21 protein-coding genes, 1 other RNA gene and 1 pseudogene are annotated in these 21,810 nt (G+C 50.1%); 10 read left to right on the top strand and 13 right to left on the bottom strand.

The features are described 5' to 3' along the window. The first annotated feature begins 60 nt into the window (after positions 1-60). From ompA to ssrA, 4 genes are all read left to right on the top strand, one after another. The gene (gene ompA / locus P0D43_RS07760; protein ID WP_159568388.1) at positions 61-711 is read left to right on the top strand and encodes an outer membrane protein OmpA; all 651 of its coding nucleotides are present in this window, start codon (positions 61-63) and stop codon (positions 709-711) included. A gap of 107 nt (positions 712-818) precedes the next feature. Beyond that, positions 819-1,535, top strand: a complete 717-nt coding sequence (gene ubiG, locus P0D43_RS07755) for a bifunctional 2-polyprenyl-6-hydroxyphenol methylase/3-demethylubiquinol 3-O-methyltransferase UbiG (protein ID WP_159568387.1) — start codon at positions 819-821, stop codon at positions 1,533-1,535. Between the two features lie 11 nt (positions 1,536-1,546). Further along, the gene (locus P0D43_RS07750; RefSeq protein WP_394673674.1) at positions 1,547-2,203 is read left to right on the top strand and encodes an HAD family hydrolase; all 657 of its coding nucleotides are present in this window, start codon (positions 1,547-1,549) and stop codon (positions 2,201-2,203) included. Between the two features lie 37 nt (positions 2,204-2,240). Further along, positions 2,241-2,624, top strand: a transfer-messenger RNA (tmRNA) gene (gene ssrA, locus P0D43_RS07745). 40 nt (positions 2,625-2,664) lie between these two features. Here ssrA and P0D43_RS07740 read toward each other — a convergent pair. Both P0D43_RS07740 and P0D43_RS07735 read right to left on the bottom strand, forming a co-directional pair. Further along, complete coding sequence (locus tag P0D43_RS07740; protein ID WP_394673673.1) at positions 2,665-2,976, bottom strand: c-type cytochrome; 312 nt, start codon at positions 2,974-2,976, stop codon at positions 2,665-2,667. 69 nt (positions 2,977-3,045) lie between these two features. Then, the gene (locus tag P0D43_RS07735) at positions 3,046-4,155 is read right to left on the bottom strand and encodes a PQQ-dependent sugar dehydrogenase (RefSeq protein WP_394673672.1); all 1,110 of its coding nucleotides are present in this window, start codon (positions 4,153-4,155) and stop codon (positions 3,046-3,048) included. Here P0D43_RS07735 and P0D43_RS07730 point away from each other — a divergent pair. Both P0D43_RS07730 and rarD read left to right on the top strand, forming a co-directional pair. Then, complete coding sequence (locus P0D43_RS07730; protein WP_394673739.1) at positions 4,082-4,483, top strand: hypothetical protein; 402 nt, start codon at positions 4,082-4,084, stop codon at positions 4,481-4,483. The two genes, P0D43_RS07735 and P0D43_RS07730, sit on opposite strands and share 74 nt — an antisense overlap. A 632-nt stretch (positions 4,484-5,115) precedes the next feature. Continuing rightward, positions 5,116-6,006, top strand: a complete 891-nt coding sequence (rarD, locus tag P0D43_RS07725; RefSeq protein ID WP_394673671.1) for an EamA family transporter RarD — start codon at positions 5,116-5,118, stop codon at positions 6,004-6,006. 9 nt (positions 6,007-6,015) lie between these two features. On the opposite strand, the gene P0D43_RS07720 is transcribed toward rarD, so the two are convergent. After that, positions 6,016-6,945, bottom strand: coding sequence for a LysR family transcriptional regulator (locus P0D43_RS07720; RefSeq protein WP_394673670.1), 930 nt, complete (start codon positions 6,943-6,945; stop codon positions 6,016-6,018). Between the two features lie 122 nt (positions 6,946-7,067). Here P0D43_RS07720 and P0D43_RS07715 point away from each other — a divergent pair, with 122 nt between their 5' ends. Together P0D43_RS07715 and P0D43_RS07710 are read left to right on the top strand one after the other, a co-directional pair. Next, positions 7,068-8,198, top strand: a complete 1,131-nt coding sequence (locus P0D43_RS07715) for an alkene reductase (protein ID WP_394673669.1) — start codon at positions 7,068-7,070, stop codon at positions 8,196-8,198. A 49-nt stretch (positions 8,199-8,247) separates the two neighbouring features. Beyond that, positions 8,248-8,568, top strand: a complete 321-nt coding sequence (locus P0D43_RS07710) for a nucleotide pyrophosphohydrolase (protein ID WP_159568379.1) — start codon at positions 8,248-8,250, stop codon at positions 8,566-8,568. Here the strand turns inward: P0D43_RS07710 and P0D43_RS07705 are convergent. The 3 genes and pseudogenes from P0D43_RS07705 to P0D43_RS07695 all read right to left on the bottom strand — a co-directional run bounded on the left by P0D43_RS07705 (position 8,565) and on the right by P0D43_RS07695 (position 11,630). After that, positions 8,565-9,623, bottom strand: a pseudogene (locus P0D43_RS07705) (serine endopeptidase). The gene P0D43_RS07710 and the pseudogene P0D43_RS07705 overlap by 4 nt on opposite strands. 47 nt (positions 9,624-9,670) lie before the next feature. Next, positions 9,671-10,507, bottom strand: a complete 837-nt coding sequence (fghA, locus tag P0D43_RS07700) for an S-formylglutathione hydrolase (RefSeq protein WP_394673668.1) — start codon at positions 10,505-10,507, stop codon at positions 9,671-9,673. Between the two features lies 1 nt (position 10,508). Then, on the bottom strand, positions 10,509-11,630 hold the full coding sequence (locus P0D43_RS07695; RefSeq protein WP_394673667.1) for an S-(hydroxymethyl)glutathione dehydrogenase/class III alcohol dehydrogenase: 1,122 nt from the start codon (positions 11,628-11,630) through the stop codon (positions 10,509-10,511). 133 nt (positions 11,631-11,763) lie between these two features. Between P0D43_RS07695 and P0D43_RS07690 the strand changes: the two genes are divergently transcribed. Both P0D43_RS07690 and P0D43_RS07685 read left to right on the top strand, forming a co-directional pair. Further along, positions 11,764-12,345, top strand: coding sequence for a sigma-70 family RNA polymerase sigma factor (locus tag P0D43_RS07690; RefSeq protein ID WP_159568376.1), 582 nt, complete (start codon positions 11,764-11,766; stop codon positions 12,343-12,345). Further along, positions 12,342-12,977: a DUF1109 domain-containing protein gene (locus tag P0D43_RS07685; RefSeq protein ID WP_341236504.1), complete on the top strand. Its 636-nt coding sequence runs from the start codon at positions 12,342-12,344 to the stop codon at positions 12,975-12,977. Before P0D43_RS07690 ends, P0D43_RS07685 begins: the two co-directional genes overlap by 4 nt. 18 nt (positions 12,978-12,995) lie before the next feature. Here P0D43_RS07685 and P0D43_RS07680 read toward each other — a convergent pair whose 3' ends face one another. From P0D43_RS07680 to P0D43_RS07650, 7 genes are all read right to left on the bottom strand, one after another. Beyond that, a complete protein-coding gene (locus tag P0D43_RS07680) occupies positions 12,996-13,619 on the bottom strand; it encodes a 2OG-Fe(II) oxygenase (protein ID WP_394673666.1) in 624 nt (207 codons plus the stop codon). 69 nt (positions 13,620-13,688) lie between these two features. After that, positions 13,689-14,621 (bottom strand): chemotaxis protein, encoded by a 933-nt coding sequence (locus P0D43_RS07675; RefSeq protein WP_394673665.1) that lies wholly within the window; start codon positions 14,619-14,621, stop codon positions 13,689-13,691. A 94-nt stretch (positions 14,622-14,715) separates the two neighbouring features. After that, positions 14,716-15,651: a hypothetical protein gene (locus P0D43_RS07670; RefSeq protein ID WP_394673664.1), complete on the bottom strand. Its 936-nt coding sequence runs from the start codon at positions 15,649-15,651 to the stop codon at positions 14,716-14,718. 66 nt (positions 15,652-15,717) lie between these two features. Next, the gene (locus P0D43_RS07665; protein WP_394673663.1) at positions 15,718-16,704 is read right to left on the bottom strand and encodes a succinylglutamate desuccinylase/aspartoacylase family protein; all 987 of its coding nucleotides are present in this window, start codon (positions 16,702-16,704) and stop codon (positions 15,718-15,720) included. A 106-nt stretch (positions 16,705-16,810) separates the two neighbouring features. Further along, on the bottom strand, positions 16,811-19,177 hold the full coding sequence (locus P0D43_RS07660) for an RND family transporter (RefSeq protein WP_394673662.1): 2,367 nt from the start codon (positions 19,175-19,177) through the stop codon (positions 16,811-16,813). Between the two features lie 14 nt (positions 19,178-19,191). Next, positions 19,192-20,352, bottom strand: coding sequence for a WD40/YVTN/BNR-like repeat-containing protein (locus P0D43_RS07655; RefSeq protein WP_394673661.1), 1,161 nt, complete (start codon positions 20,350-20,352; stop codon positions 19,192-19,194). Between the two features lie 106 nt (positions 20,353-20,458). Then, positions 20,459-21,802, bottom strand: a complete 1,344-nt coding sequence (locus tag P0D43_RS07650) for a DUF1329 domain-containing protein (RefSeq protein ID WP_394673660.1) — start codon at positions 21,800-21,802, stop codon at positions 20,459-20,461. Positions 21,803-21,810: the final 8 nt, after the last annotated feature.

Raw genomic sequence — 21,810 nt, 5'->3', positions numbered from 1 at the left:
GACAGCCTCTACTGTAAACTATCAACCAGCTTGAACCCCTATTTAACCCAAGGAGCAACAATGAAAAAAATGTCGACTCTCACGCAAGTTCTGATGGCGATGGCCATTGGTACAGCGTCTACAGCCGCTATGGCCCACACAACAGACAAAGGTGAAGGCCTGTCAGGCTATGTAGTAGATGGCAGCGGCAAAGTTGTTAAAGACGGCTCCGGCGAGTGCATCCGCACTAGCTACTTCACAGCCGCTTTGGCAATCCAGGAATGCGATCCTGACTTGATCCCCAAGAAGCCTGCTCCAGCACCAGTTGCTGCCCCAGCACCTGCTCCTGAGCCAGCACCGACTCCAGTGATTACCAAGGTAAGCCTGGAAGCCGACGCGTACTTCGACTTTGACAAGGCCACTTTGAAGCAAGGCGGTAAAGACCGTATTGATTCAGAGATCACCAAGTTGGGTCAGGTTGACCTGAACAGCGTAATCGCAATTGGTCACACAGACTCAATCGGTTCCGATGCTTACAATCAGAAGCTGTCCGAGCGTCGTGCTCAGGCTGTGAAAGACTACATGGTAAGCAAGGGCGTAGCTGCTGACCGTATCCAGATCAAGGGTATGGGCGAAAGCCAGCCAGTGGCTGACAACAAGACCCGCGAAGGTCGCGCCAAGAACCGTCGCGTTGAAATCGAATTCAACGCAACACAGAAAGTTGTGAAGTAATTCACGGCCTTTGGTTCTGATCAAAAAAGCCCGGCTTAGCCGGGCTTTTTTGTTTCTGGCTTCGGGTAAACTACAGCTTATCGCATTCAATTGAAGAGCCTTTACCCATGAGCAGTATCGAATCCAACAACGTTGACCATGCCGAATTGGCAAAATTCTCAGCTTTGGCTAGCAAGTGGTGGGATCCCAACAGCGAGTTCCGTCCCCTGCATGAAATCAACCCGCTTCGATTGAACTGGATTGATGAACGGGTCGGCCTGAAGGGCAAGCGAGTGCTGGACGTGGGCTGTGGCGGTGGAATTCTGGCCGAGAGCATGGCCCGCAGGGGAGCGGACGTTCTAGGCATTGACCTGGCGGACAAGTCTCTGAAAGTCGCCGAGCTACACAAGCTTGAAACCGGTGTAAACAATGTGAACTACCGCTTTGTATCGGCCGAACAGCTGGCCGCAGAAGAACAGGGGACTTTCGATGTGGTCACCTGCCTTGAAATGCTGGAACACGTGCCTGATCCTGCACAAACCATCCAGGCTTGCGCAAACCTTTGCAAACCAGGCGGCTGGCTGTTTTTCTCAACCATTAACCGCAATCCCAAAAGTTTTGTATTTGCGATTGTTGGCGCAGAATATGTGCTCAACCTGCTGCCCAAAGGCACGCATGAGTACAAAAAATTCATCAAACCGTCTGAATTGGCCCAATATGCGCGTCAATCGAAACTTGATTTTTCAGAAATCATTGGATTGGTTTACAACCCGCTGACCAAGGTTTATCGCCTGGCTCGTGACACCGATGTGAACTACATGGTGGCTTGCAGAAAACCCGCCTGAGGAATTTGCTGATGCCTTTAAACGGAATTCTGTTTGATCTGGACGGTACGCTTGTAGACACCGCACCAGACCTGTGCGGCACCATTCAAGACATGCAAAGCGATCATGGCGTTGACATCACCCCCTACCGCGCCATGGAACACCTGGCCTCGGGCGGAGCCCGAGCCTTGTTAAAAGCTGGCTTTGGCCTGGAAATGCACTATCCAGAATTCCCGAGCATGCGTGCAGAATTTCTGGAGCGCTATGAGGCCCGCATTGCACGGGAAAGCGCGGTTTACAGCGGAATTATTCCCTTGCTGAATGAGATCCGGGCACGCGGTGCTCAATGGGGCATTGTCACCAACAAACCTTACTACCTCGCTGAAAAGTTGGTGCATGAACTGGGGTTGACCCAAGGTTGTAGTGTGTTGATTGGAGGTGACACTGCCGAAAAACCCAAACCCTCCCCACTGCCCTGTTTCATGGCTGCGGGTGAAATGCGCCTGCCCACCGAACAATGCGTCATGATCGGTGACGATGAGCGGGATGTAATCGCTGGGCGAGACGCCGGCATGACCACCGTGGCAGTCGAATACGGGTACATTGCCAGCCCGATTGACCAATGGGGCGCAGATGCAGTGATTAAAACAGCACATGATTTGGCCAGGTGGCTTGAAATTAGAATGTGAGCCCCCACATCAAGAGTGTTAAAATGGTGTTTCCAATGGGGTCGATCTGGTTTCGACGCGGGTTGCAAAGCTATTGGGGCGTGTCGAGGATCAGTTACCTCGTAAATCCATCTGAAAAACTTTAAACGCAAACGACTCTTCGTTTAGCCCCGAACTCAAACTAGCTGCTTAAGCTAGTTTAGTTTGGACTTCCTACACCAGCTCGCCGATGGGCTGGGCGGGGTCAAACCCGCAGTGGGATCATCTACATCGGACCGCTTACCGGAATGCTGCCGGCCGGTAAGTTAAATTAGGTGGATCGCGGATGCTGAAGAATGTCGCTTTTCGTCAGTAGCCGTTAAATGCAAAGAAGACGACTACACACGTAGAACTGGTAGTGGAGGATTTGCGGACGCGGGTTCAATTCCCGCCGGCTCCACCAAATAAAAAGAAAAGGCCATCCCTGTGATGGCCTTTTTTGTTTACTTCACAGACAAAATGTACTTGGCAATTGTCAATGCGTCCTCGTCGGTCACACGTGGCTGCGCAGGCATGGGCGTGTTACCCCACACTCCAGCACCTCCTGTTTGAATTTTCTTGGCCAATCTTTCTGCCGCTCCCGCGTCATCTGCATATTTCAAGGCGACTTGCTGATAGGTCGGCCCGTACTTTTTCTTGTCCTCGGCATGGCAAGCCGTGCAATTGTATTTCCTGACCATGTCCGGACTGGCAATTGCATTGCCCAATGTTGTCAACATTGAGCCAAAAAGAACAAATACGAGATACTTCTTCATGGGTATTTCCTCTCAAGCGCCGCGCAACCATTCAGACTGCGCGGCTTAACTGCTTAATTCAAACGTATGTCAGTTGGGTTTGATTTGATAAATTTCACCTTCATCGGTGGCCGTGTACAAGTTCCCATAATGACCCTGCACCACCGAACGGAAACGACCCGCCGGCATGGGCAAAGGCATCACAGTTCGCTTTGCGGACAGCCCGTCTTTGCTGATATCGAGCAAATCAATTCGGTTACCAACCGGGGTTCCATGAATGCCAATTCCCATGTAGCCCACCGCCATTTTCCCGTCCCAGTCTTTCCACTGCTTGCCACTCAGGAAAACGCCTGATGACATGCCTTGGGACAAATTTTCATTGTTCCATGCGGGCTTCATTGCCTTGGGATAAGTCTTGGTGTCTGTCATGGGCATGAACGCAGCACGCTTGACCGGCTCCATGGCACCCATCTGATTTGGGCTGTAACCGCAATATCCGTCTGGGCAGTCTCCACGGCCCCCGACATTCGGACGAGGGTCCCAGCCCGCGTTGCCGCCATTGCTTAATACGGTGACCTCATCAGAATGCCATGGACCATTTTCAGCTGTTACAGGCTGATTGGTGCCGGGACGGAATGCGATACCTTGTGGGTTGCGGTGACCATAAGTAAATATTCGGGCATCGAAACCTTTTGGCGGTTTGTTACCAGCGGCAGCCTTTCCGTTACGATCAATGCGCAACACTTTTCCACCGAGTTTGGTTGGGCTTTGTGGCACCACGCCATTGTGTGTATCGCCAGTGGTCACATACAAAAACCCGTCACCGGAATTGAAACGAATTCTTCCGCCGTTGTGCGCGCCAGACGAGCCAAAGGGATGATCGCTGGCGGCAATTTTATAAGGAATATCATCCACGATATCGGTGCGGTCAGACAACTTGCTCAAATCAGCATTTGCCTTCAATCGAATAACACGATTGGTCTGAGGGCTGGATTTACTCGATGTGGAATACACATACACGTAACCATTTTTCGCAAAATCAGGATCTACCGCTACGCCATTCATTCCAGCCTGGCCATCGCAAAAAAGGTCCGGCATGGAGTCTGCGTATCCCGTGGCGTCCTTCATGCCGACTAATTTGTTAACTGTCCCCGACGGCAGTCTGACCGACAAACCATGGCATTTTTCGGTAAAAAACATGGCTCCATTGGGTAAAAATGCCATATCCCAAGGATTTTCCAACTTGGTTAAAACCGTTGTAGAGGTAAGATTAGGCGCTGCTGCTATCGCTGCCCCACCAACGACCAAGCTGGCCGAGGCAAAGACTGCGCAGGACAAAAGTTTATCAAGCTTCTTCATTTTGTCTCCTGATTTTGTGATTAAGACTGATGCGCAATTCGATGGCGAAACAATTAATCAATCGCATCCATTCAAGATCGCGCAGATTGAAAGTTACACATATTCAACACTCGGTCAATATGGCCTTACCCGCAGTCAATCACTCAGATTTAGAAGACGTGCCTTTTAATATCAGGCTGAAGAAATTTTTGCCGCCTGCTTTGTTACCTTGATCGGAGAGCAATCGCGGAACGCTGCAGCCCAGCAGCAAAATAGTAGACCCGCTAAAGGCCAAGAGGGCCCCTACGATGGACAAAGGCCAACTAAGATCGAGAAGACGAAGCAACAAAGCAACGACAACACTGAACAACACCACTAAACACAAATAGACTTTCATGATCCAAAACACCTGTTCAGAGAGACAAACGCTGGTCTCCGGACCAGTGGATGCGCACTGCAATGCAAGGTTTCCTTGACAACGAACAACGCTCACTCGAGCGCACCTGTTTGATTGCCAAAAACTATTCCCTTGATTGCCTGTGTTTTTGGACCAACGAATATTAATGAACTCAGCAATTTAGATCCAGAAAATGTAATGTCGAATTGCGGTCATTTTTGAATACACCAGATGAATGATTTTCATCACAATGCTAATTTTTAAAGACTTCAATTTTTAACAATTTCGACATACGATTGCTGCAGCGCAAAAAACCATTGGTTGTCTATTTCACAAACCAGACAAAACAGGAATTCCGGTTAATGTTTCGTATTTCACAAATGTTAACTTTTCACCACACCGAATAAATCAGGACGCTGTAAATCATGCAGAAAGGCATATTTCTCTCAATTTTGGCCTCTGTGCTCTTTGGCAGCATGTACTACTACACCACCCTGCTTGAGCCTTTAACTGGAGAGGAAGTTTACGGCTGGAGAATGCTGCTGACTTTGCCAGTGATGACCCTGTTCCTGATCGGAACAAAAGACTGGGGCTTGGTCCGATCGATTGCACTGCGCCTGAGAAACGAATGGAGGCTCTATCTGGTATTGCCTGCGTCTTCCTTGTTACTGGGCATACAGTTGTGGCTGTTCCTGTGGGCACCGCTTCATGGGCATGCGATGAACGTTTCATTGGGTTACTTCATGATGCCGCTTGTAATGGTTTTGATTGGCCGCCTCTACTACAAAGACAAACTTAGTTCACTTCAAAAATTGGCCGTTCTAATGGCAGCGCTTGGCGTAATCAATGCTGTATTTCAGGCGGGGGGCTTTGCCTGGACTTCCCTTGTGGTGTGCTTGGGATACCCGTATTACTTTGTGCTTCGATCCAAATTCAAAATAGACAACCTGGGTGGGCTTTGGTTTGACATGCTGCTGATGTCACCCCTAGCGCTTTATTTCGCCTTGTCGGGCGAGGGTTTGGAACAAATGACAGGGCTGCAAATACAACTGCCTTTGCTGATTTTACTGCTGGGCGTATTAAGCGCTTCCGCGCTGATTTCTTATATTTTGGCCAGCAAAATGTTGTCTTTCAGTCTTTTTGGATTGCTTGGCTACGTAGAACCAGTGCTATTGGTGGTTGTTGCGTTCGTGATCGGGGAGACCATTGCGGCACAAGAATGGCCTACTTACTTGGCCATTTGGCTGTCGCTGAGTGTGCTGGCCCTGGAAGGCACCTACAAAATGAGACGACAGCCCATGGAGACTTGCCCTTGAACAGAATTATCACTGCATTTTATAAGATCGAATCACGGTCGATAGATCTGGATCTCGATTAAAGGTCTCGGTGAAGAAATCCACAAAACTACTAATCTTGATTGAGGGACGACGTTCGGGTTGATAAACCACATTCAGAGGCAATGTGCTGGGCTTGTAGTTATTCAAAATCGTTTTCACACTGCCCTCTCGAATATCCCGACCATAAATCCATGTGGGTGAATAGCAAATACCCAAACCTTCCAGTACACCTTGGCGAATTGCCTCGGAACTATTCGATTGAAAGTTGCTACCTACGCGCACAGTCATGGCCTTGTCTTTGCTGCCATAAAAAGTCCATTCATTGAAATTGTCGATTCCCGTGTACAACAGGCAATTGTGATTTCTCAAGTCTTCTGGTGTCTCGGGGGTTCCATGGCGGATCAAATACCCTTCAGACACAATAACAGCTCTGGCCACAGAGCCGATTCGCCTCGCGATCAAGCGACTGTCCTTCAACTCGCCCACACGAAACGCCACATCGATACCCGCCGCAACCAAGTCAACGAAACTGTCGTCAAGCTGCAAATCGATGCGCATGTTGGGATAGCGCTCATAAAATGCCCCCAAGCGGGGAACAATATGAATTCGCCCAAATGCAACCGGTGCGGCCACTCGTAACAAACCACTGACCTCGTGCTCTGCGCGCAGCACCTCGCTACGCGCCTCCTCCAGTGTGTCAAGCACCTGTCGACAGCGCTGATAGTAAAGACGCCCGGCCTCTGTCAACGAATGGCTTCGAGTGGAACGTACCAACAGCAACACGCCAATGTCGGCCTCCAAAGCCTGCACTTGCTTGCTGATCGCGGACTGGGTGGTGTGAGACTGCCGAGCCACCGCCGAGAAATTACCGGTTTCGACAACCCTCACGAAGGTTTCCATCAGTCTCAATCGATCCATTCACGTGCTCCCTTTCCATTCCCAGCAGGAATAAATACTATAACAACTGTTCCGTAGATATATGGGCTTTGAATACGCATAATGTGCAACATTGCACTGCAACACAAGAGGAGTAACGACGTATGAATTCACCGATCCCACATTTGAATGAACAGATCAACAACGTGGATGATTTGAAGCTGTTTCAGCCTGGAAAAATTGGCAGCATTGAAGTAAAAAATCGGGTGGTTATGGCTCCACTAACCCGCTGCCGTTCCGATGAGGCTGCAGGTGATATTCCCGGCAGTGAGATGAATATTGAGTACTACAAGCAACGTGCCAACGCTGGCCTCATCATTAGCGAAGGAACACAGGTTGCACCAGCTGGCAAAGGCTACATGGCAACCCCAGGCATTTATTCTGAAGCGCAAGTGCAGGGCTGGAAGTCAATTACCGAAGCAGTTCACTCTGCAGGCAGCAAAATTATTGCCCAAATTTGGCACGTGGGCCGCATTACCCACCCTGAACTGACAGGCGGTTTGAGTCCAATCGCGCCTTCTGCAATTAAACCCAATGTGGTCGCCTACACCCACAATGGCAAGGTCGATGTACCAGTGCCACATGCACTGACTGTGGAAGAAATCAAAGTTGTGGTGAATGAATATCGTCAAGGTGCAGCAAATGCCATCAAAGCTGGCTTTGATGGCGTGGAAATACATGGTGCGAATGGCTATCTGATCGACCAGTTTTTGCGGGACGGCGCAAACCACCGTACTGACGAATACGGCGGCTCTGCAGAAAACCGCGCACGCTTTGCGCTCGAGGTAATTGACGCAGTGGTCGCAGAAATCGGTGCAGGCAAGGTGGGTATTCGCTTGTCTCCTGTGACGCCATTCAATGACTTGGGCGATAGCAACCCACAAGCTGTCTTTGGTTACCTGATCGAGCAACTGAATCAGCGCGGTATCGGCTTCATACACATGATAGAGGGCTCAACCGGCGGTGATCGCAATGTGCCCGGCTTTGATTATGCGTGGGCTCGCAACACATTCAAGGGCACCTATGTCGTCAACAACGGGTACACGCGTGAAATGGCCATCAACGCTCTTGAAACAGGCTGGGCCGATGCCGTGTCCTTTGGCCGTGCATACATCGCCAACCCTGACCTGGTGCCGCGCTTGAAGCTCAACGCGCCATTGGCAGAAGGCAATCCACAGACTTATTACGCACCCGGGCCTGAAGGCTATATTGATTACCCATCGCTGGATGTGTAAATGAAAAACGCCAGTCACAAGCTGGCGTTTTTTTTGATACTCTCCAGAGATGAACAAAGACAGCCTTGAGCAACTACAGCAGCGATTGATCGAGTTTTCCAATGCACGGCATTGGGAAAAATTCCATTCTCCCAAAAACCTCAGCATGGCCTTGTCCGTTGAAGTGGCTGAATTGCTTGAACACTTTCAGTGGTTGACCGAGGAGGAATCCAGGAAAATCAACGGGCACAAACTGGATGAAGTTAAAGACGAGGTGGCCGACGTGCTGCTGTATTTGTTGCAAATTTGCAATCAGCTTCACATCGACCCCGTGGATGCTGCCCAGAAAAAACTGCTCAAAAACGCCGTGAAGTATCCAGCGAACGACTAAGCGTGGTCCGGAGTTTCAGGCAAGCGTGCACTGGTGCCACACGCATGGCAATACTTTGAAAAAGTGCTTTTACGCGAGTTGCAAGTGCCGCACTTGTCGTGAAGACCAATGCCGCAATGCGGACAAAAATCAATATCGGTGTCTTTTAAATCTACCTTGCGCTCACAGCCCGGGCATATGCTTTTGAGCAAACGCGACTGGGCAGTCTCGTAATCCAGAACTTGCCGCCGCTTGGTTTCCGGCTGTGCCTCAGCCAAGCGCTGTTATTCCAAATATCGATTCAAGGCAAGAATGGCCTGGCGCCCCACCAACACTGTTATTACAATACCCACCAGGTAGTGAATATATCCACCGTAGCTGGGCAAGTAAGGCACCAACTCAAAAAAGAATACAAACAAGGCGAAGTAAATAAAACCCCACACAAACGGCCAATAGGTGCTTTGGCGTTTGGTTTTGTAAAACCAGCCAGCAACAAGCAACAGTGGCAAAGTCAGGGCCAGGCGGTAGCCGAATACCCGCAATTCCTGGCTTTGAATGGCACTGGTGTATTCCTCTTGCGCGGCTCGTTCCAATTCATTCAAGCGCAATTGCGCTTTTCGGTTTGCCTGCTGGGCATCCAGCAATAGTTTTTGCTGCATTTCCACCTGGGCCAAGGCCACGCGCTCCAAGGCTTGCAAGTTATCCACACGATCGGTGCGTGCGAGCAATTCTTTGTCTTGGTCTGGTAGCGCAGTCGCTTTTCTGGTAGCAACAGACGCCATGAATTTTTCACGTTCTGAATCGGTATCTGCCTCGGCTGCGCTGTACTTCAGGCGCGACTGCTCAAGCGAATCACTGACCTCCCGCTCATTCAGCTCAGTCTTTCGAATTTCCTCTCGAACCTTTTTTAGCTCAATCGGATCCATAAAGTCTTCAAGCGTTTTTGTTTGCTCTATTTTGGGCAAATCGCCCACAACAGTGCCACCCAAGCCGATCAAAAACCATGCAAATATCACCGCGACAAGCCAAAGTCCGCGACGAAACCATTTTTCTGACAATCTCAGCGATTTGCTCATCTGAATCTCATTCTGTTTTTATATGGTTTCATCAACGCGCGAGTGGCTTATTTCAGATACTTCGCATGAAAACGCAAATGATCTTCAATAAAGGTCGCAATGAAGTAATAGCTGTGATCGTACCCAGCCTGATAGCGTACTTCCGCTTTATAACCCGTTTCTTGCAAGGCCGCCCCCAACAATTCCGTTTTCAGCTGAGTGACCAAAAAGTTGTCTGCCAAACCTTGGTCGACCAGCATTGGAAGTTGTGAAGCACCCGAACGAATAAGTGCCACGGTGTCATGACGCTGCCAGGCAGCCTGATTGTCACCCAAATACAAACCCAATGCTTTTTGCCCCCAAGGGCATTGTATGGGACTCACTATTGGAGAAAATGCACTTACACAGACATATCGATCCGGATTATTCAACGCAATTGTCAAGGCTCCATGTCCGCCCATGGAGTGGCCGAACACCGACTTAAGCTGGCTCACCGGCAGGGCGGCCTCGATCAGTGCTGGCAATTCCTCAACAATGTAGCTATACATTTTGTAATGGGTGCTCCACGGTGCCTCTGTGGCATCCACGTAAAATCCAGCACCCAAACCAAAATCGTAGGATTTGTCTGCGTCGTCGGGTACATCCTTACCTCGGGGGCTGGTATCCGGCATGACCACAGCAATACCCAATTCAGAAGCCACTCTTTGAGCACCCGCCTTGGTAGCGAAGTTTTGATCCGTACAAGTCAAACCGGACAACCAATAAGCCACTGGCACTTTGTGCCCAGCTTGAGCTTGGGGCGGCAGGTAAACGCTGAACTGCATGGTGCAGTTCAGTGTTTCTGACGCATGCTCATACTGGTTTTGCAAACCACCAAAGCATTGAACGCTACTAAGTAATTTCATATCAAAAATGGATCACGGTGCGAATGGATTTGCCTTCATGCATCAAATCGAATGCCTCGTTGATTCGCTCCAAAGGCATGGTGTGCGTAATAAACGTATCCAGATCTATTTCATCGTTCATAAACCGGTTCACATAGCCCGGCAGTTCCGTGCGCCCCTTCACACCGCCAAACGCGCTGCCCCGCCACACCCGGCCAGTCACCAACTGGAAAGGACGCGTGGCGATTTCCTGCCCCGCACCAGCAACGCCAATAATTACAGTCTCGCCACAACCCTTGTGGCAACACTCCAGGGCTGACCGCATCACATTCACGTTGCCGATACATTCGAACGAGAAATCAACACCGCCGTCGGTCATTTCTACAATGACTTCCTGAATCGGTCTGCTGTGTTCCTTGGGATTGACAAAATCAGTGGCGCCTAACTTCTTGGCAATCTCAAACTTGTCTGCGTTGAGGTCGATCGCAATAATTCGACTGGCTTTGGCCTGCACGGCACCAATAATTGCAGCCAAGCCAATTCCGCCCAAACCAAAAATGGCCACGGTGTCGCCAGCCTTCACCTTGGCTGTGTTGTGAACAGCTCCAATGCCAGTAGTCACGCCACACCCCAGCAAGCACACCTTCTCAAGTGGTGCATTGGGGTCGATTTTTGCCAGTGAAATTTCAGGCACAACGGTGTGCTCTGCAAACGTGGAGGTACCCATGTAGTGAAAAATCGGTTTGCCGTCTTTGGAAAAGCGCGTGGTGCCGTCTGGCATCAAGCCTTTGCCTTGTGTGGCGCGAATGGCCTGACACAAATTTGTTTTGCCAGAGGTACAAAACTTGCACACTCGGCACTCCGCTGTGTACAGCGGTATCACGTGATCTCCAACCGCCAGGCTGGTAACACCCTCTCCAACCGCTTGCACAATACCCGCACCTTCATGGCCAAGAATTGCCGGGAAAATCCCTTCAGGATCGTCCCCCGACAAAGTATAGGCATCGGTATGGCAAACACCGGTTGCAACAATACGAACCAGAACTTCTCCCTTTTGGGGAGGCATCAAATCGACTTCCTCGATTGACAAAGGTTGACCTGGGCCCCAGGCCACTGCGGCGCGTGTTTTAATGGTTTGCAACATGTATTTCCCCCAATGCTGGCGAGTGTTCAAGACAGACTCCATTATACGGGCTCAGGGCTACCATGCAGGCGGCTGGCCGCATTTGAAGTGTGGTAGTGTCTGGTAACAATTAAAAGCATGTCTTTGTAACCGAATGATCCCTCCCAGCGAATCCAATGGTGTTCACCCTCAAGACGATTTTGAGCTGTCGCTCAAACCCTTGTGGATGCGCGCGCAAAGCGGAGATCCCCAAGCGTATCGGGAGGCACTTTCCAAGATCGCTCAGCGTTTGCGTCGCTTTTACAGTCGCAGGCTTCAAGCCTTGCCCGACGAGGTTGAAGACTTGGTGCAGGAAACTTTGCTGGCATTGCATATGCAGCGAGGTACTTATGACGAGACATTGCCCGTTAGTAGTTGGGTATTCGCAATTGCGCGTCACAAGTTGGTTGATTTGTGGCGTAGGCGTGGTCGAAAGGACAACTTAAATGACTCGCTTGACGATCTAACTGAGGACCAGCACCCCGCCACACAGGAGGAACTGCCCTCGAAACGTGACTTGGGGGTATTGCTTGAGCAACTGCCGGAATTACAGAAACAGGCCATTTTGCTCACGAAAATTGAAGGCCTTTCGATGATTGAGGCCTCTGAGCGTAGTGGGGTATCCGTGGCTGCCTTGAAGGTGCAAGTGCATCGAGGATTGAAACAATTGGCAGCTTTGGTCAGGAGTGAAACATGAAAACTGATGATCTGATCACAATGATAGCAAACCAGGCCGGCCCTGCCCCAAAGGTATCGGTGGTCAATCGCTTGGTACCTGCCGGTATTGTGGGTGGGCTGATTGCTGCGGCAATCGTATTGGGGGTTTTAGGTCTGATACCCGGCACCATGTTCGCTGAACCTGGCCCCTGGATCAAGATTGGATATGCTGGCACGTTGGTGATTGCAGCAGGTTGGCTGTTTGCACGTTTGGGTAAACCAGGCGCATCAGGAAAACAGGCCACTTCGGCTGTAATCGCCGTGGTGTTGCTCATGGCCATGGCCGGGGTGCTGTCGTACCTAGGAACCCCTGAGGCAGAGCGAGCTGCTGCGCTATTGGGCCACTCCTGGTTGGTCTGCCCATGGGCCATTCTCGCCTTATCGATTCCCGTAATGGCCTGCTCATTTTGGGCCATGCGGGGTTTCGCCCCCACTCACTTAACTTATGCAGGCGCAGCGTGTGGATTGTTCTCGGGTTCAGTGGCGGCCCTGGCCTATGCGCTAGCCTGCACAGAACCTGCTGCGCCCTTCATTGCTGTTTGGTACACACTGGGTATTGCCCTTTGCGGTTCGTTGGGTGCCCTTCTAGGACCGAAATTTTTACGCTGGTAAAACGATGGTCGACCCGTCTCAGGCAGGGGGATCAATATGCTGGGTGCTCGATGTGTTGACTCTATACCAGCCAGCAATGCTGTAGCGATCACGCTTCGCGGGCAGCACTTCATGCGGAAAGTCTTCACTTAAAAACACGACTAAGGTTCCGCCCAAAGGCTGAATGGTCTCCAGGATCTGTTGGGGATTCTGGTCAGAATAAAGCACCATTTCCCCGCCATCTGCCGGGCCCCATTCCGGGTTCAGGTACAACACAACTGACAACACCCGATTGGCCTGCCCCCTGAATGCATCTACATGGGTTTTGTAAAAAGCGCCCGCTGCATAATGCGCGAAATGCGATTCAAAAGAAAACAAACCCAGCATCAATGTGCGATTCAAGTATTGCTGCAACTGCGCGCTGAACTCCAGCCATTGTTCTGCCGCACCCTCGTCAGTGCGCTCTATCCAGGCTATTTCATCACGACGAATTTCAGCGTTCGACTGTTGACCATGCGCACGTCCAATTCCGGCCTTCTTCAACACGCCGGGCGGCTTTGCTTTTAAAGCGTTCAACAAGTCTGAGATTAATTGGACAGGCAGTGCGTCTTTTTGAACGCTGTAACCTCTTAAACGAAGATCACTCGCGATTAAATCAAACATGAAACAATTCTTCCCGGAAAGCACTCACTTCGATTGACCAAAAGTGTAGCGCGTTCCAGGTAATTGTTATCAAGCGTGCGCCAAAAGCTGACCGATGGCGTTGGAAAGAGAAGTTGAATCAAACTTCTTCACGTAAATGTTCACGCCAGCCTCTATGCCGCGTCTGGCATTTTCTTCTGACGTCAACGAGGAATACATAATGATTGGAATATTCTTAAACCGTGGGTCACCTTTGAGCTTTCTGGTCAGGGTGCAACCATCCATAATCGGCATTTCCTCGTCCACCAGCACCAAAGAAACCCGCTGCTCCAGCTCTTCGGAATTCTGATTGGCACTGGACGCAATCGCCAAAAGCTTTTGCTCTGCCTCAACGCCGTTGACTGCATGGCTGTGTTTTAAACCCATGGTGTCGAGTACTTCGCTGATTTTGCGCCTGGCCACAATCGAATCATCAACAAAAAAGACAGGGCCCGCCTTGTTCAATTCAAATCCAGCCGTCACAGGCGTGGCGTCTTTTTCTGGCAAGACACGGTGGCAAACACTTTCAATGTCCACGAGAGAGACCAGACTGCCATCTTCGAGCATGACAACGCCGAAAACAGAGCCTTCTTCAGAATCGTACTTTTGCGGTGGCTTTACAGCCGACCAAGGTACCCGAATGATTTTGTCGACATCGGTCACTGCAAAAGCCACCGAACGAGAGGCAAATTCGGAAATAATCATTTTGGAGTTGGGCTCACCCGTGGACATGCCAATTGCATCTCCAAGCGAAACCACGGGCAGTACCTGCCCCCGCAGCGATATCACGCCATTCATGGCGCCTTGCTGCCCAGGAATCTGGGTGACCTGCGACAATTCTGTGACTTCGCGAATTTTGAATACGTTCAAACCGAATGTTTCCTGAGCACCCAAAGAAAACAGCAGTATCTCAATCATCTCTGTCGATGATTCACCAGGAGTTCGTTCGTTGTTGTAGTTCATGAGTGGATTGACTGTTGACATGGTTCAAGCTGTATTTTGAACCAAGTGACAACGAATCAAATCCTTAGGAAGGGGGATAAAAGCGGTCTTTTACGCCTTTAGACGAATCCGTTATTCAGCCGAGATAGGCTGACAACTCTTCGCGTGGATCGGCCAACAAAGGCCCCAATTGTGGCAGGGCAATTGAACCGATGGGCTGCACCACAGATTCCATCAGGCCGTTAAGAACCTCAGCGGACTTGGCGTAATAATCAACACTCAACAAAGGGTCGGCAACCGGGTCCAAAACATCGACTCCAGTGGCATCAATGGCCGAAGACAATAGATCGCGGCCGACACCCGCGACGTTTTCTTGTAGAAACCCGCGAACTCCAGAGTCAAGCTCCATACCGGTATTTACCAGAAACTCACGAAACTCGCCTTGACGACTACCATCAAAGGTGTCACCAAAATCTTGTTGAGACGCCTCAGCTTGTGCAATAGCCTGTTCGATAAAACCAAAGAAAGAAAATCCGTTGACATCGCTCGCAAGGCTCTCAGAAGAATCTTCCGGGCTCAATGCAGCGCCGGGCAAGTCTGATTGCTGGGCATCAAAGTCACTCTCGTTTTCAACTGAAAACTCGTCAAAGCGTGACATTAATTCCGGATTTTGAATTCCCATGCCCACGAATCCGCTGGGCAAGTCGCTCAGCTCATCATTCATGGTTAACGATGCAAATCGATTAGATTGCTGACCAAGTGACGAATCAACAAATGAGTTGTCTACGGCCTGCGAAGTGTATTCCACCTCACTTTGAATAGACTTGATCGTGGTTTCCAACTGAGCAAGACCTGAACCGGCATTGGCCACATCAAGTGCCGCTGAGAGCGCATTCAAACTTACTACACTGTAAGACTGCGCAGTGGCACCGCCAAGCAACGCAACGGCGTGGTTGGTCTGATCTGTAATCTGGTCTTTGATACCGCTCATTGTTATGAAATACCCCTTGTCGGAGTCTTTATTTAAACAAAAGCGCGCAGAAGACTCAATCCGGAAAGTGATATATTTCAATCACTTGTTTGTAGGCATTTGATGCGTTTTATTAGGAAAAATTACTCATTTACCCCCTCTTTGGGGTTACTGATTGATCTCAGCCACGTAAAACCACTCCTGCCCGGCTTGCGACAAGGTATTCGGGAAAACAATAAATCCGTCCCGACTGGCCCGGACTTCCTCCCCGCTTTGCCGAATCCCGATCAGCTCACCTTTTCGAATGGGATCGAAGCTTGACCAGGAACGAACAAACTGGTCATCAAAATGGTGCTTGTCATTCACCTCAACCAAACTGAGATGTTGGTATTCACTGACCGCCAGCACAGGCAAGCCATCGATCAAATCCAGATGAATCAAAGCATTGGAAATGGCCTGATAAGCCACATCTGGTCCTGCAGGATCATCATGCTGGCCACATTCCAAAGTTACCGCATAACCCCCACTTGAGCGCATACACTCGGTGGTGCCCATCCCATAGCGTGGATCGGTATTCAAACCCTCACCTGACTGAGCTGTCGCCTTCAGGTAGGCGACCCGATTCGCCACACCCTTGGCGTAAGTGTCCAGCCATCCATCGACAAAACGAGACACCCCCAGTCGTAGCGCCAATCCACGTTCTGCGCTTTCATGCTCAAAGGACTCCAGCTCACTGTTGTTATTCCTCGGACCAAACAAAGCGAAAGGTATATCCCCTTTCTGAAAGCTGTGTATGTCCAGCAAGACATCATGTGCGGCCAACAGAGGACAAAGCCAATTTGCAACATGGTCTTCAAAGTCAGCCGGATTATTCGTAGGCGTCAAATTGCGATTCAGGTTTCTGTCGCCATTGCGCTGCTTTCGGTTGTAAGCCAAAGGGTTGGTAATCGGAACGAAAGTTAGCTGCCCTTTGGTCAGAAAACGTTCACCAGTCTCAAACTCCTGAATCATCTTTAGAATGGCCTTGCTGCCCGACACTTCGTTACCGTGAACGGCACCAAGAACAATAAATTTTGGCCCCGGCTCCAAACCTGTGAAAGTGACCGACTTAAATTGCAAAGGGTGAGGAATGGCAGGGAGTTCTGGAAACTGCATGGCAGAAATTGGCGAATGAAGAACGATTCAAGGAGGTTACCACAAACCCGAGTCCATAAAAAAAGGGCAGCTTAAGCTGCCCTTGAGTTCATGACAACACCTGTGATCAGCGACCTGGCCCCTCTACCGAAGGACCAAATCGTTTTTTAACCGCATCAAAGGCAAACAAACGCACCAAGGCCGGAATCAAAATTACTGCCCCCACCATGTTCCACAAGAACATGAAGGCAAGCAACATCCCCATGTCGGCCTGGAATTTGATTGCTGAAAACGCCCAAGTGAATACACCCAGAGCCAAGGTGACCGCAGTTAGGGCTACAGCCACACCGGTAGATCGCAAGGTTTCAAAATAAGCATCCTTGAAATTCAGACCCTTGGCCAGGAAGCTCTCCAAACGGTTATAGATGTAAATACCGTAATCCACACCAATACCCACACCCAGTGCAATGACCGGCAGTGTAGCTACTTTAATACCCAGGTTCAGTTGCACCATGATTACCTTGCACAACACCTCCGTGATAAACAGCGGGATCATAATGGCCAGCATCACGCGGAAACTCTTGAACTCCCACCACACAAGCGCACCAACAATGCTGTAAACCAACAGCAACATGGTTCTTTGTGCCTGTTCCACCACAATATTGGTTGCCGCTTCAATACCGCTATTGCCCGCTGCCAGAGTAAATTTGGCATCGGCCGAATCATTCTCTGCTGCAAAAGCCTGCACCTTCGCTACCACGCGCTCAAGCGTCTCCGCCTTGTGATCAGACAAAAACAGAATAACGGGTGTCATCGAACATTCGGAGTTGTACAAGGTAGTGGGAATGTTTTTGTGTGCACCGTTGGAGATGAAACGATCACGAGAAATGGCCAACCATTTCGGATTGCCGCCATTGAAACCCGCAATGATGTTTTTCATCACAGTGAAAAGCGAAACAGTGCCTTCCACCCCAGGGGTATTTTCCATATCCCACTGAAAACGATCTACAGCCGAAGCCACAGGGTACGCGCCGCACTCTCCCGCAGGGGTTTCAACCATCACAACAAATACATCTGAACTGGTCGAGTAGTTTTCCACCAAGAATTTCACATCCTGGTTGTACCGTGAATCGGGACGCAATTCAGGCACGCCGGGGTCAAGGTCACCAATCTTGATTCCAGAGGACGCATACAAACCGCTCACAAGAATTACAGCCGCAGCGGCACTAACGCCATAGGCCACTTTCTTTTCTGTCAAGCGAGAAAGCCAATGCGACACCGTGTGCTTGCTGGCTTCCTGTTTGGCTACTTGCTTCAGACCACGTTCCGTCACATCGGTGTAACTCATCAGCACCGGAAGCAAAAACATTTTGGTAAAAATAATCACCGCCACACCAATCGAAGCGCTGATCGCCAGTTCGCGAATCACACCAATCTCGATCACCAGCAAAGTAGAAAAACCAACGGCATCGGCTAGCAAAGCCACAGAACCCGGAATAAACAACAAATGGAAAGTGGCTTTTGACGCTTCGATTTTGTTTGCGCCATGGAATCGCTCCGTGGCCATGGTTCGAACGTTTTGAATCGCGTGACTAACACCGATCGCAAACGTCAAAAACGGCACCAGAATCGAATATGGATCCAAACCAAACCCAAGCAGGCTCACTGAACCCAAGTGCCAGATCACTGCAAGCGAACAACAGAAAATGGTTGCAGCCGTACTCTTCCAGCAACGGGAATACCAAAGCAGCAAAATCACAGTAAGAACGAAAGTAATGGCAAAGAAGCCCGCAATGTCTTTTGCACCTTCGATCAGATCACCCACGACCTTGGCAAAACCAGTGATGTGAATCGAAATGTCGTCACTCTGGTATTTGTCGCGAATCAATTCTTCGATTCGCTCTGACAACTTGCCGTAACTCAGCTTTTCACCAGAATCAGGATCAACCTCCAACAGCGGGGCCAGGATAATTGCCGACCGCTGATCATTCGATACCAAAGAACCAATTCGGCCTGATTTCTCAACGTTGGCCCTCACAGCTTCAATTTGCTCAGGCGTCCCCGAGAAGCCCTGTCCTATCACGGGCCCCATTCGAAGGCCTTCCTCGGTCACCTGCCGCCACATCACATTCGGCGTCCAGATCGAACTCAAATTACCCCGATCCACACCCGGAATGTAAAACACCTCATCCGTGATCAAGCGAAGCTTTTCAAGAAAATCTGCCTCGTAGATCGTGCCATTTTTGTTGTGTACTGCAATTCGCAACACGTTACCCAAAGGCCGTAATTCATTCTCGTAATTCAAATAATTGGCAATGAATGGATGCGTGACGGGTACCATTTTCTGGAACGATGCATCGGGTCTAAGTTGCACCGCATGGTAAGCAAAAAACACCGACAGCACTGCAAAAATGGCGATAACCAACTTGCGGTGTCCAAACAAAATCGACTCAAAAAACCGTTCGACTTTTCCCAATTCTTCTTGATTGCTCATATCAATTCTTCCAGTTAGCGTGGCAGCGCGAGTGTTCTAGGGCCATTCTGACCGCTCAGTACCAAAGTGTTATTGACCAATGCCATCCCAGTGACTGGTTTACCTTCCTCGGCACTGACCATTCTCAAAGTAGTACCCGACTCGTCGGTACTTATCAGGCGGCCTTTCTGATCAACAAACATGGCAGCCTTCCCGACCGAAAGTCCTTGAACAAAACTTTCCTTGCTAGGACTTTTCAATTGCCACCATGCCGCAGCGCCAGCCCCCAATCGATACACATTGCCACCAAAGCCATAGGCAAACACAATGGGTTGCCCCTGTTCATTCCGCAACACAACCGTTCCATAGAAATGACCGTTGTATCCCGTCTCTGATCGTGTCCAATTGACACCGAAATCATTAGAGATATAAACCCGCCCAGCCTCACCGGCAATCAATAGCAATCCAGTCTCATCGCCATACAAACCGTTGTAATGCCGAAAATCGGGATTGTCCAAACGATTCGCGATCAGGGTCCAGGTCGAGCCACTGTCATTGGTTTCAAAAATCTGGCCATAGCTACCTACCACCCAGCCTGTATTGGAATCTTTGAACCAAACATCCAACATCGGCCGGGCCGGGCCGAATCTAGCACCCGCCTCCGCATCTTCAAATGCAAAAGTAGCCGCCTCCAATGCTTCATTCATCTTGTCTTGGTCTGCAGGGCTTGCCGCGTCATAACGACTCTGCATGTCCTCCATCTTCTTTTTCGCTGCCGCCACAACCTGCTCGTTGGCTTTAATACCATCAAATACTTTGGCCCAAGTCGCGCCCGCGTCTGTCGATTTCAACACGACACCGTCATGGCCCACTACAAAGGCAAGGGGTTCATTTACGAACTGCACACCAGTCAGATTAACTGACACAGGCACCTTGGCCTGAGTCCACACTTTACCCTCATTGTCTTTTACACCTTGAGCAACATCGCCAACTGCAAAGTCCCGCTTCAAGATAATGCCGCGCTCACCGACCATTAATACGGTATCGCCATACGAAGTAACATTCAGCAGCAATGCTTTTGCAGCTTTTGGCGCTTGAATTGCGGGCAACTCCAAAGGGTCTTTGAATGCATAACTGTATTGACTTGCACACAATCCAAAAGCGAGCAATGTTGCGCGCAACAGTGGCTTACTCATGCCATCTCCAATTTAAAAAACCCAGAGAATTTATTTCTCTGGGTTACAAAATATTTAAACCCCAGGTGCTTGGAGCTCAAGTTGCTCCAAACACACTGAATAATCATTACCGACCCATGCGACGCAATGCAGCTGTCGAAAAATCAGCGGTGGTGTACTTCTTGCCAAATTCGATAGGCTTCTCTTCGTTTGTCAAAGCATTCACGAGATAACGGCGTGCCTGCAGGTCGTAAATCACCTCGCCAGCGGGTCCAAATGTTGGTGCATCATAAAACTGCACACCAAACACCTCACGAACTCGCCACAAACCGCCACGCGCATCGTACTGATCACCGTGCAAAATCGCCCAGGAATCCTCATCCACATGGAACACACGCTTGGAGTAAATATGGCGCGCACCCGGCTTCAAGGTTCCCTCAACAACCCAAACACGATGCAATTCGTAACGCAAAAGATCAGGATTCACATGGTTGGTCTTGATAATGTCGCTGTACTTTAACGCCTTGCTGGTCAACTTGAAGTTGTTGTAAGCCACGTACATTTCTTTCTTGCCAACCAACTTCCAGTTGTAGCGGTCCGGTGCCCCGTTGTACGCGTTGAAGTCATCGTTTGTACGCAAACCGTCGGCACCAATACCTGGTGAGTCGTAAGCTAGCTCTGGCGCACGAATTACCCGGCGTTGGCCCGGATTGTACTGCCAGGCCAAACGAGGCTCTTGAACCTGGTTCAAAGGCTCATGCACCAAAGCCACCTCACCAGCCGCGTTTGCGGGTGCTGTTGTCTGGTTCAAGTAATAGAAAATTCGGTTTGGCTCCGGATCTGCCATGAAAGCCGCATAAGAAATGGTCTCTGTACGCTTACCCACAGTGAAACTTCCATTGGTTTGAACCGGGAAATCTGCCGAATAACGCGTAATTGAACCACCCAGATCACGCATAATGTGGTTCCAGATCACCTGGATACCCTCGGTTGGAATCGGGAACGGCACATTGGACTTCTTCAAATTCAAGATACCATTGCCACCCTCGGCCAGCTTGATACCCGCCGCTTCTTCTTTTGCATATTTGTACACATCTGCACGGTAAGCAGCCGTACGTTGCGTAGGGTACACGTTGATTTTGTACGTGGGATAACGCTTCATCATCTCCATTTGACCGGGCGCCAGCTTGTCCTTGTGCTGCTCCATGTTGGCAGCATTAATGGTCAACAGCGGCTTGTCGGCCGCAAACGGATCCAGGTAACCCTTGCTGGGGTCAAACCCAGCGGGTGGTTTCGCCATACCGCCGTTCCAAGCCGGAATGGTACCAGCGGCATTTCCAGCCTTTTCTGCGCCGACCGGTGTTAGCGTTGTACCCAGTTTTGAAAAATCAGCCGACTGCGCGTGGACAGAGACCGCAGTTCCCAACAGTGCCAGAGACACGGCCAACTGCTTGATTTGCGTCAATTTCATTTCAATAC

This window comes from Limnobacter sp. (assembly GCF_043511195.1).
Taxonomy (GTDB): Bacteria; Pseudomonadota; Gammaproteobacteria; order Burkholderiales; family Burkholderiaceae_B; genus Limnobacter.
Note: the sequence above shows the minus strand (reverse complement) of the source record. Positions and strands in the feature narration are given on the sequence as shown.

Excerpts from the sequence above, each read along its gene's own strand:
- P0D43_RS07685 (WP_341236504.1), top strand. The coding sequence starts at position 12,342 with ATGAAAACTGATGATCTGATCACAATGATAGCAAACCAGGCCGGCCCT.
- P0D43_RS07650 (WP_394673660.1), bottom strand. The coding sequence starts at position 21,802 with ATGAAATTGACGCAAATCAAGCAGTTGGCCGTGTCTCTGGCACTGTTG.
- P0D43_RS07675 (WP_394673665.1), bottom strand. The coding sequence starts at position 14,621 with ATGTCAACAGTCAATCCACTCATGAACTACAACAACGAACGAACTCCT.
- P0D43_RS07735 (WP_394673672.1), bottom strand. The coding sequence starts at position 4,155 with ATGTTTTTTACCGAAAAATGCCATGGTTTGTCGGTCAGACTGCCGTCG.
- P0D43_RS07660 (WP_394673662.1), bottom strand. The coding sequence starts at position 19,177 with ATGAGCAATCAAGAAGAATTGGGAAAAGTCGAACGGTTTTTTGAGTCG.
- ubiG (WP_159568387.1), top strand. The coding sequence starts at position 819 with ATGAGCAGTATCGAATCCAACAACGTTGACCATGCCGAATTGGCAAAA.
- P0D43_RS07730 (WP_394673739.1), top strand. The coding sequence starts at position 4,082 with ATGCCGACTAATTTGTTAACTGTCCCCGACGGCAGTCTGACCGACAAA.
- P0D43_RS07750 (WP_394673674.1), top strand. The coding sequence starts at position 1,547 with ATGCCTTTAAACGGAATTCTGTTTGATCTGGACGGTACGCTTGTAGAC.
- fghA (WP_394673668.1), bottom strand. The coding sequence starts at position 10,507 with ATGAAATTACTTAGTAGCGTTCAATGCTTTGGTGGTTTGCAAAACCAG.
- P0D43_RS07740 (WP_394673673.1), bottom strand. The coding sequence starts at position 2,976 with ATGAAGAAGTATCTCGTATTTGTTCTTTTTGGCTCAATGTTGACAACA.
- P0D43_RS07695 (WP_394673667.1), bottom strand. The coding sequence starts at position 11,630 with ATGTTGCAAACCATTAAAACACGCGCCGCAGTGGCCTGGGGCCCAGGT.
- rarD (WP_394673671.1), top strand. The coding sequence starts at position 5,116 with ATGCAGAAAGGCATATTTCTCTCAATTTTGGCCTCTGTGCTCTTTGGC.
- P0D43_RS07710 (WP_159568379.1), top strand. The coding sequence starts at position 8,248 with ATGAACAAAGACAGCCTTGAGCAACTACAGCAGCGATTGATCGAGTTT.
- P0D43_RS07715 (WP_394673669.1), top strand. The coding sequence starts at position 7,068 with ATGAATTCACCGATCCCACATTTGAATGAACAGATCAACAACGTGGAT.
- ompA (WP_159568388.1), top strand. The coding sequence starts at position 61 with ATGAAAAAAATGTCGACTCTCACGCAAGTTCTGATGGCGATGGCCATT.
- P0D43_RS07665 (WP_394673663.1), bottom strand. The coding sequence starts at position 16,704 with ATGCAGTTTCCAGAACTCCCTGCCATTCCTCACCCTTTGCAATTTAAG.
- P0D43_RS07720 (WP_394673670.1), bottom strand. The coding sequence starts at position 6,945 with ATGGATCGATTGAGACTGATGGAAACCTTCGTGAGGGTTGTCGAAACC.
- P0D43_RS07680 (WP_394673666.1), bottom strand. The coding sequence starts at position 13,619 with ATGTTTGATTTAATCGCGAGTGATCTTCGTTTAAGAGGTTACAGCGTT.
- P0D43_RS07655 (WP_394673661.1), bottom strand. The coding sequence starts at position 20,352 with ATGAGTAAGCCACTGTTGCGCGCAACATTGCTCGCTTTTGGATTGTGT.
- P0D43_RS07690 (WP_159568376.1), top strand. The coding sequence starts at position 11,764 with ATGATCCCTCCCAGCGAATCCAATGGTGTTCACCCTCAAGACGATTTT.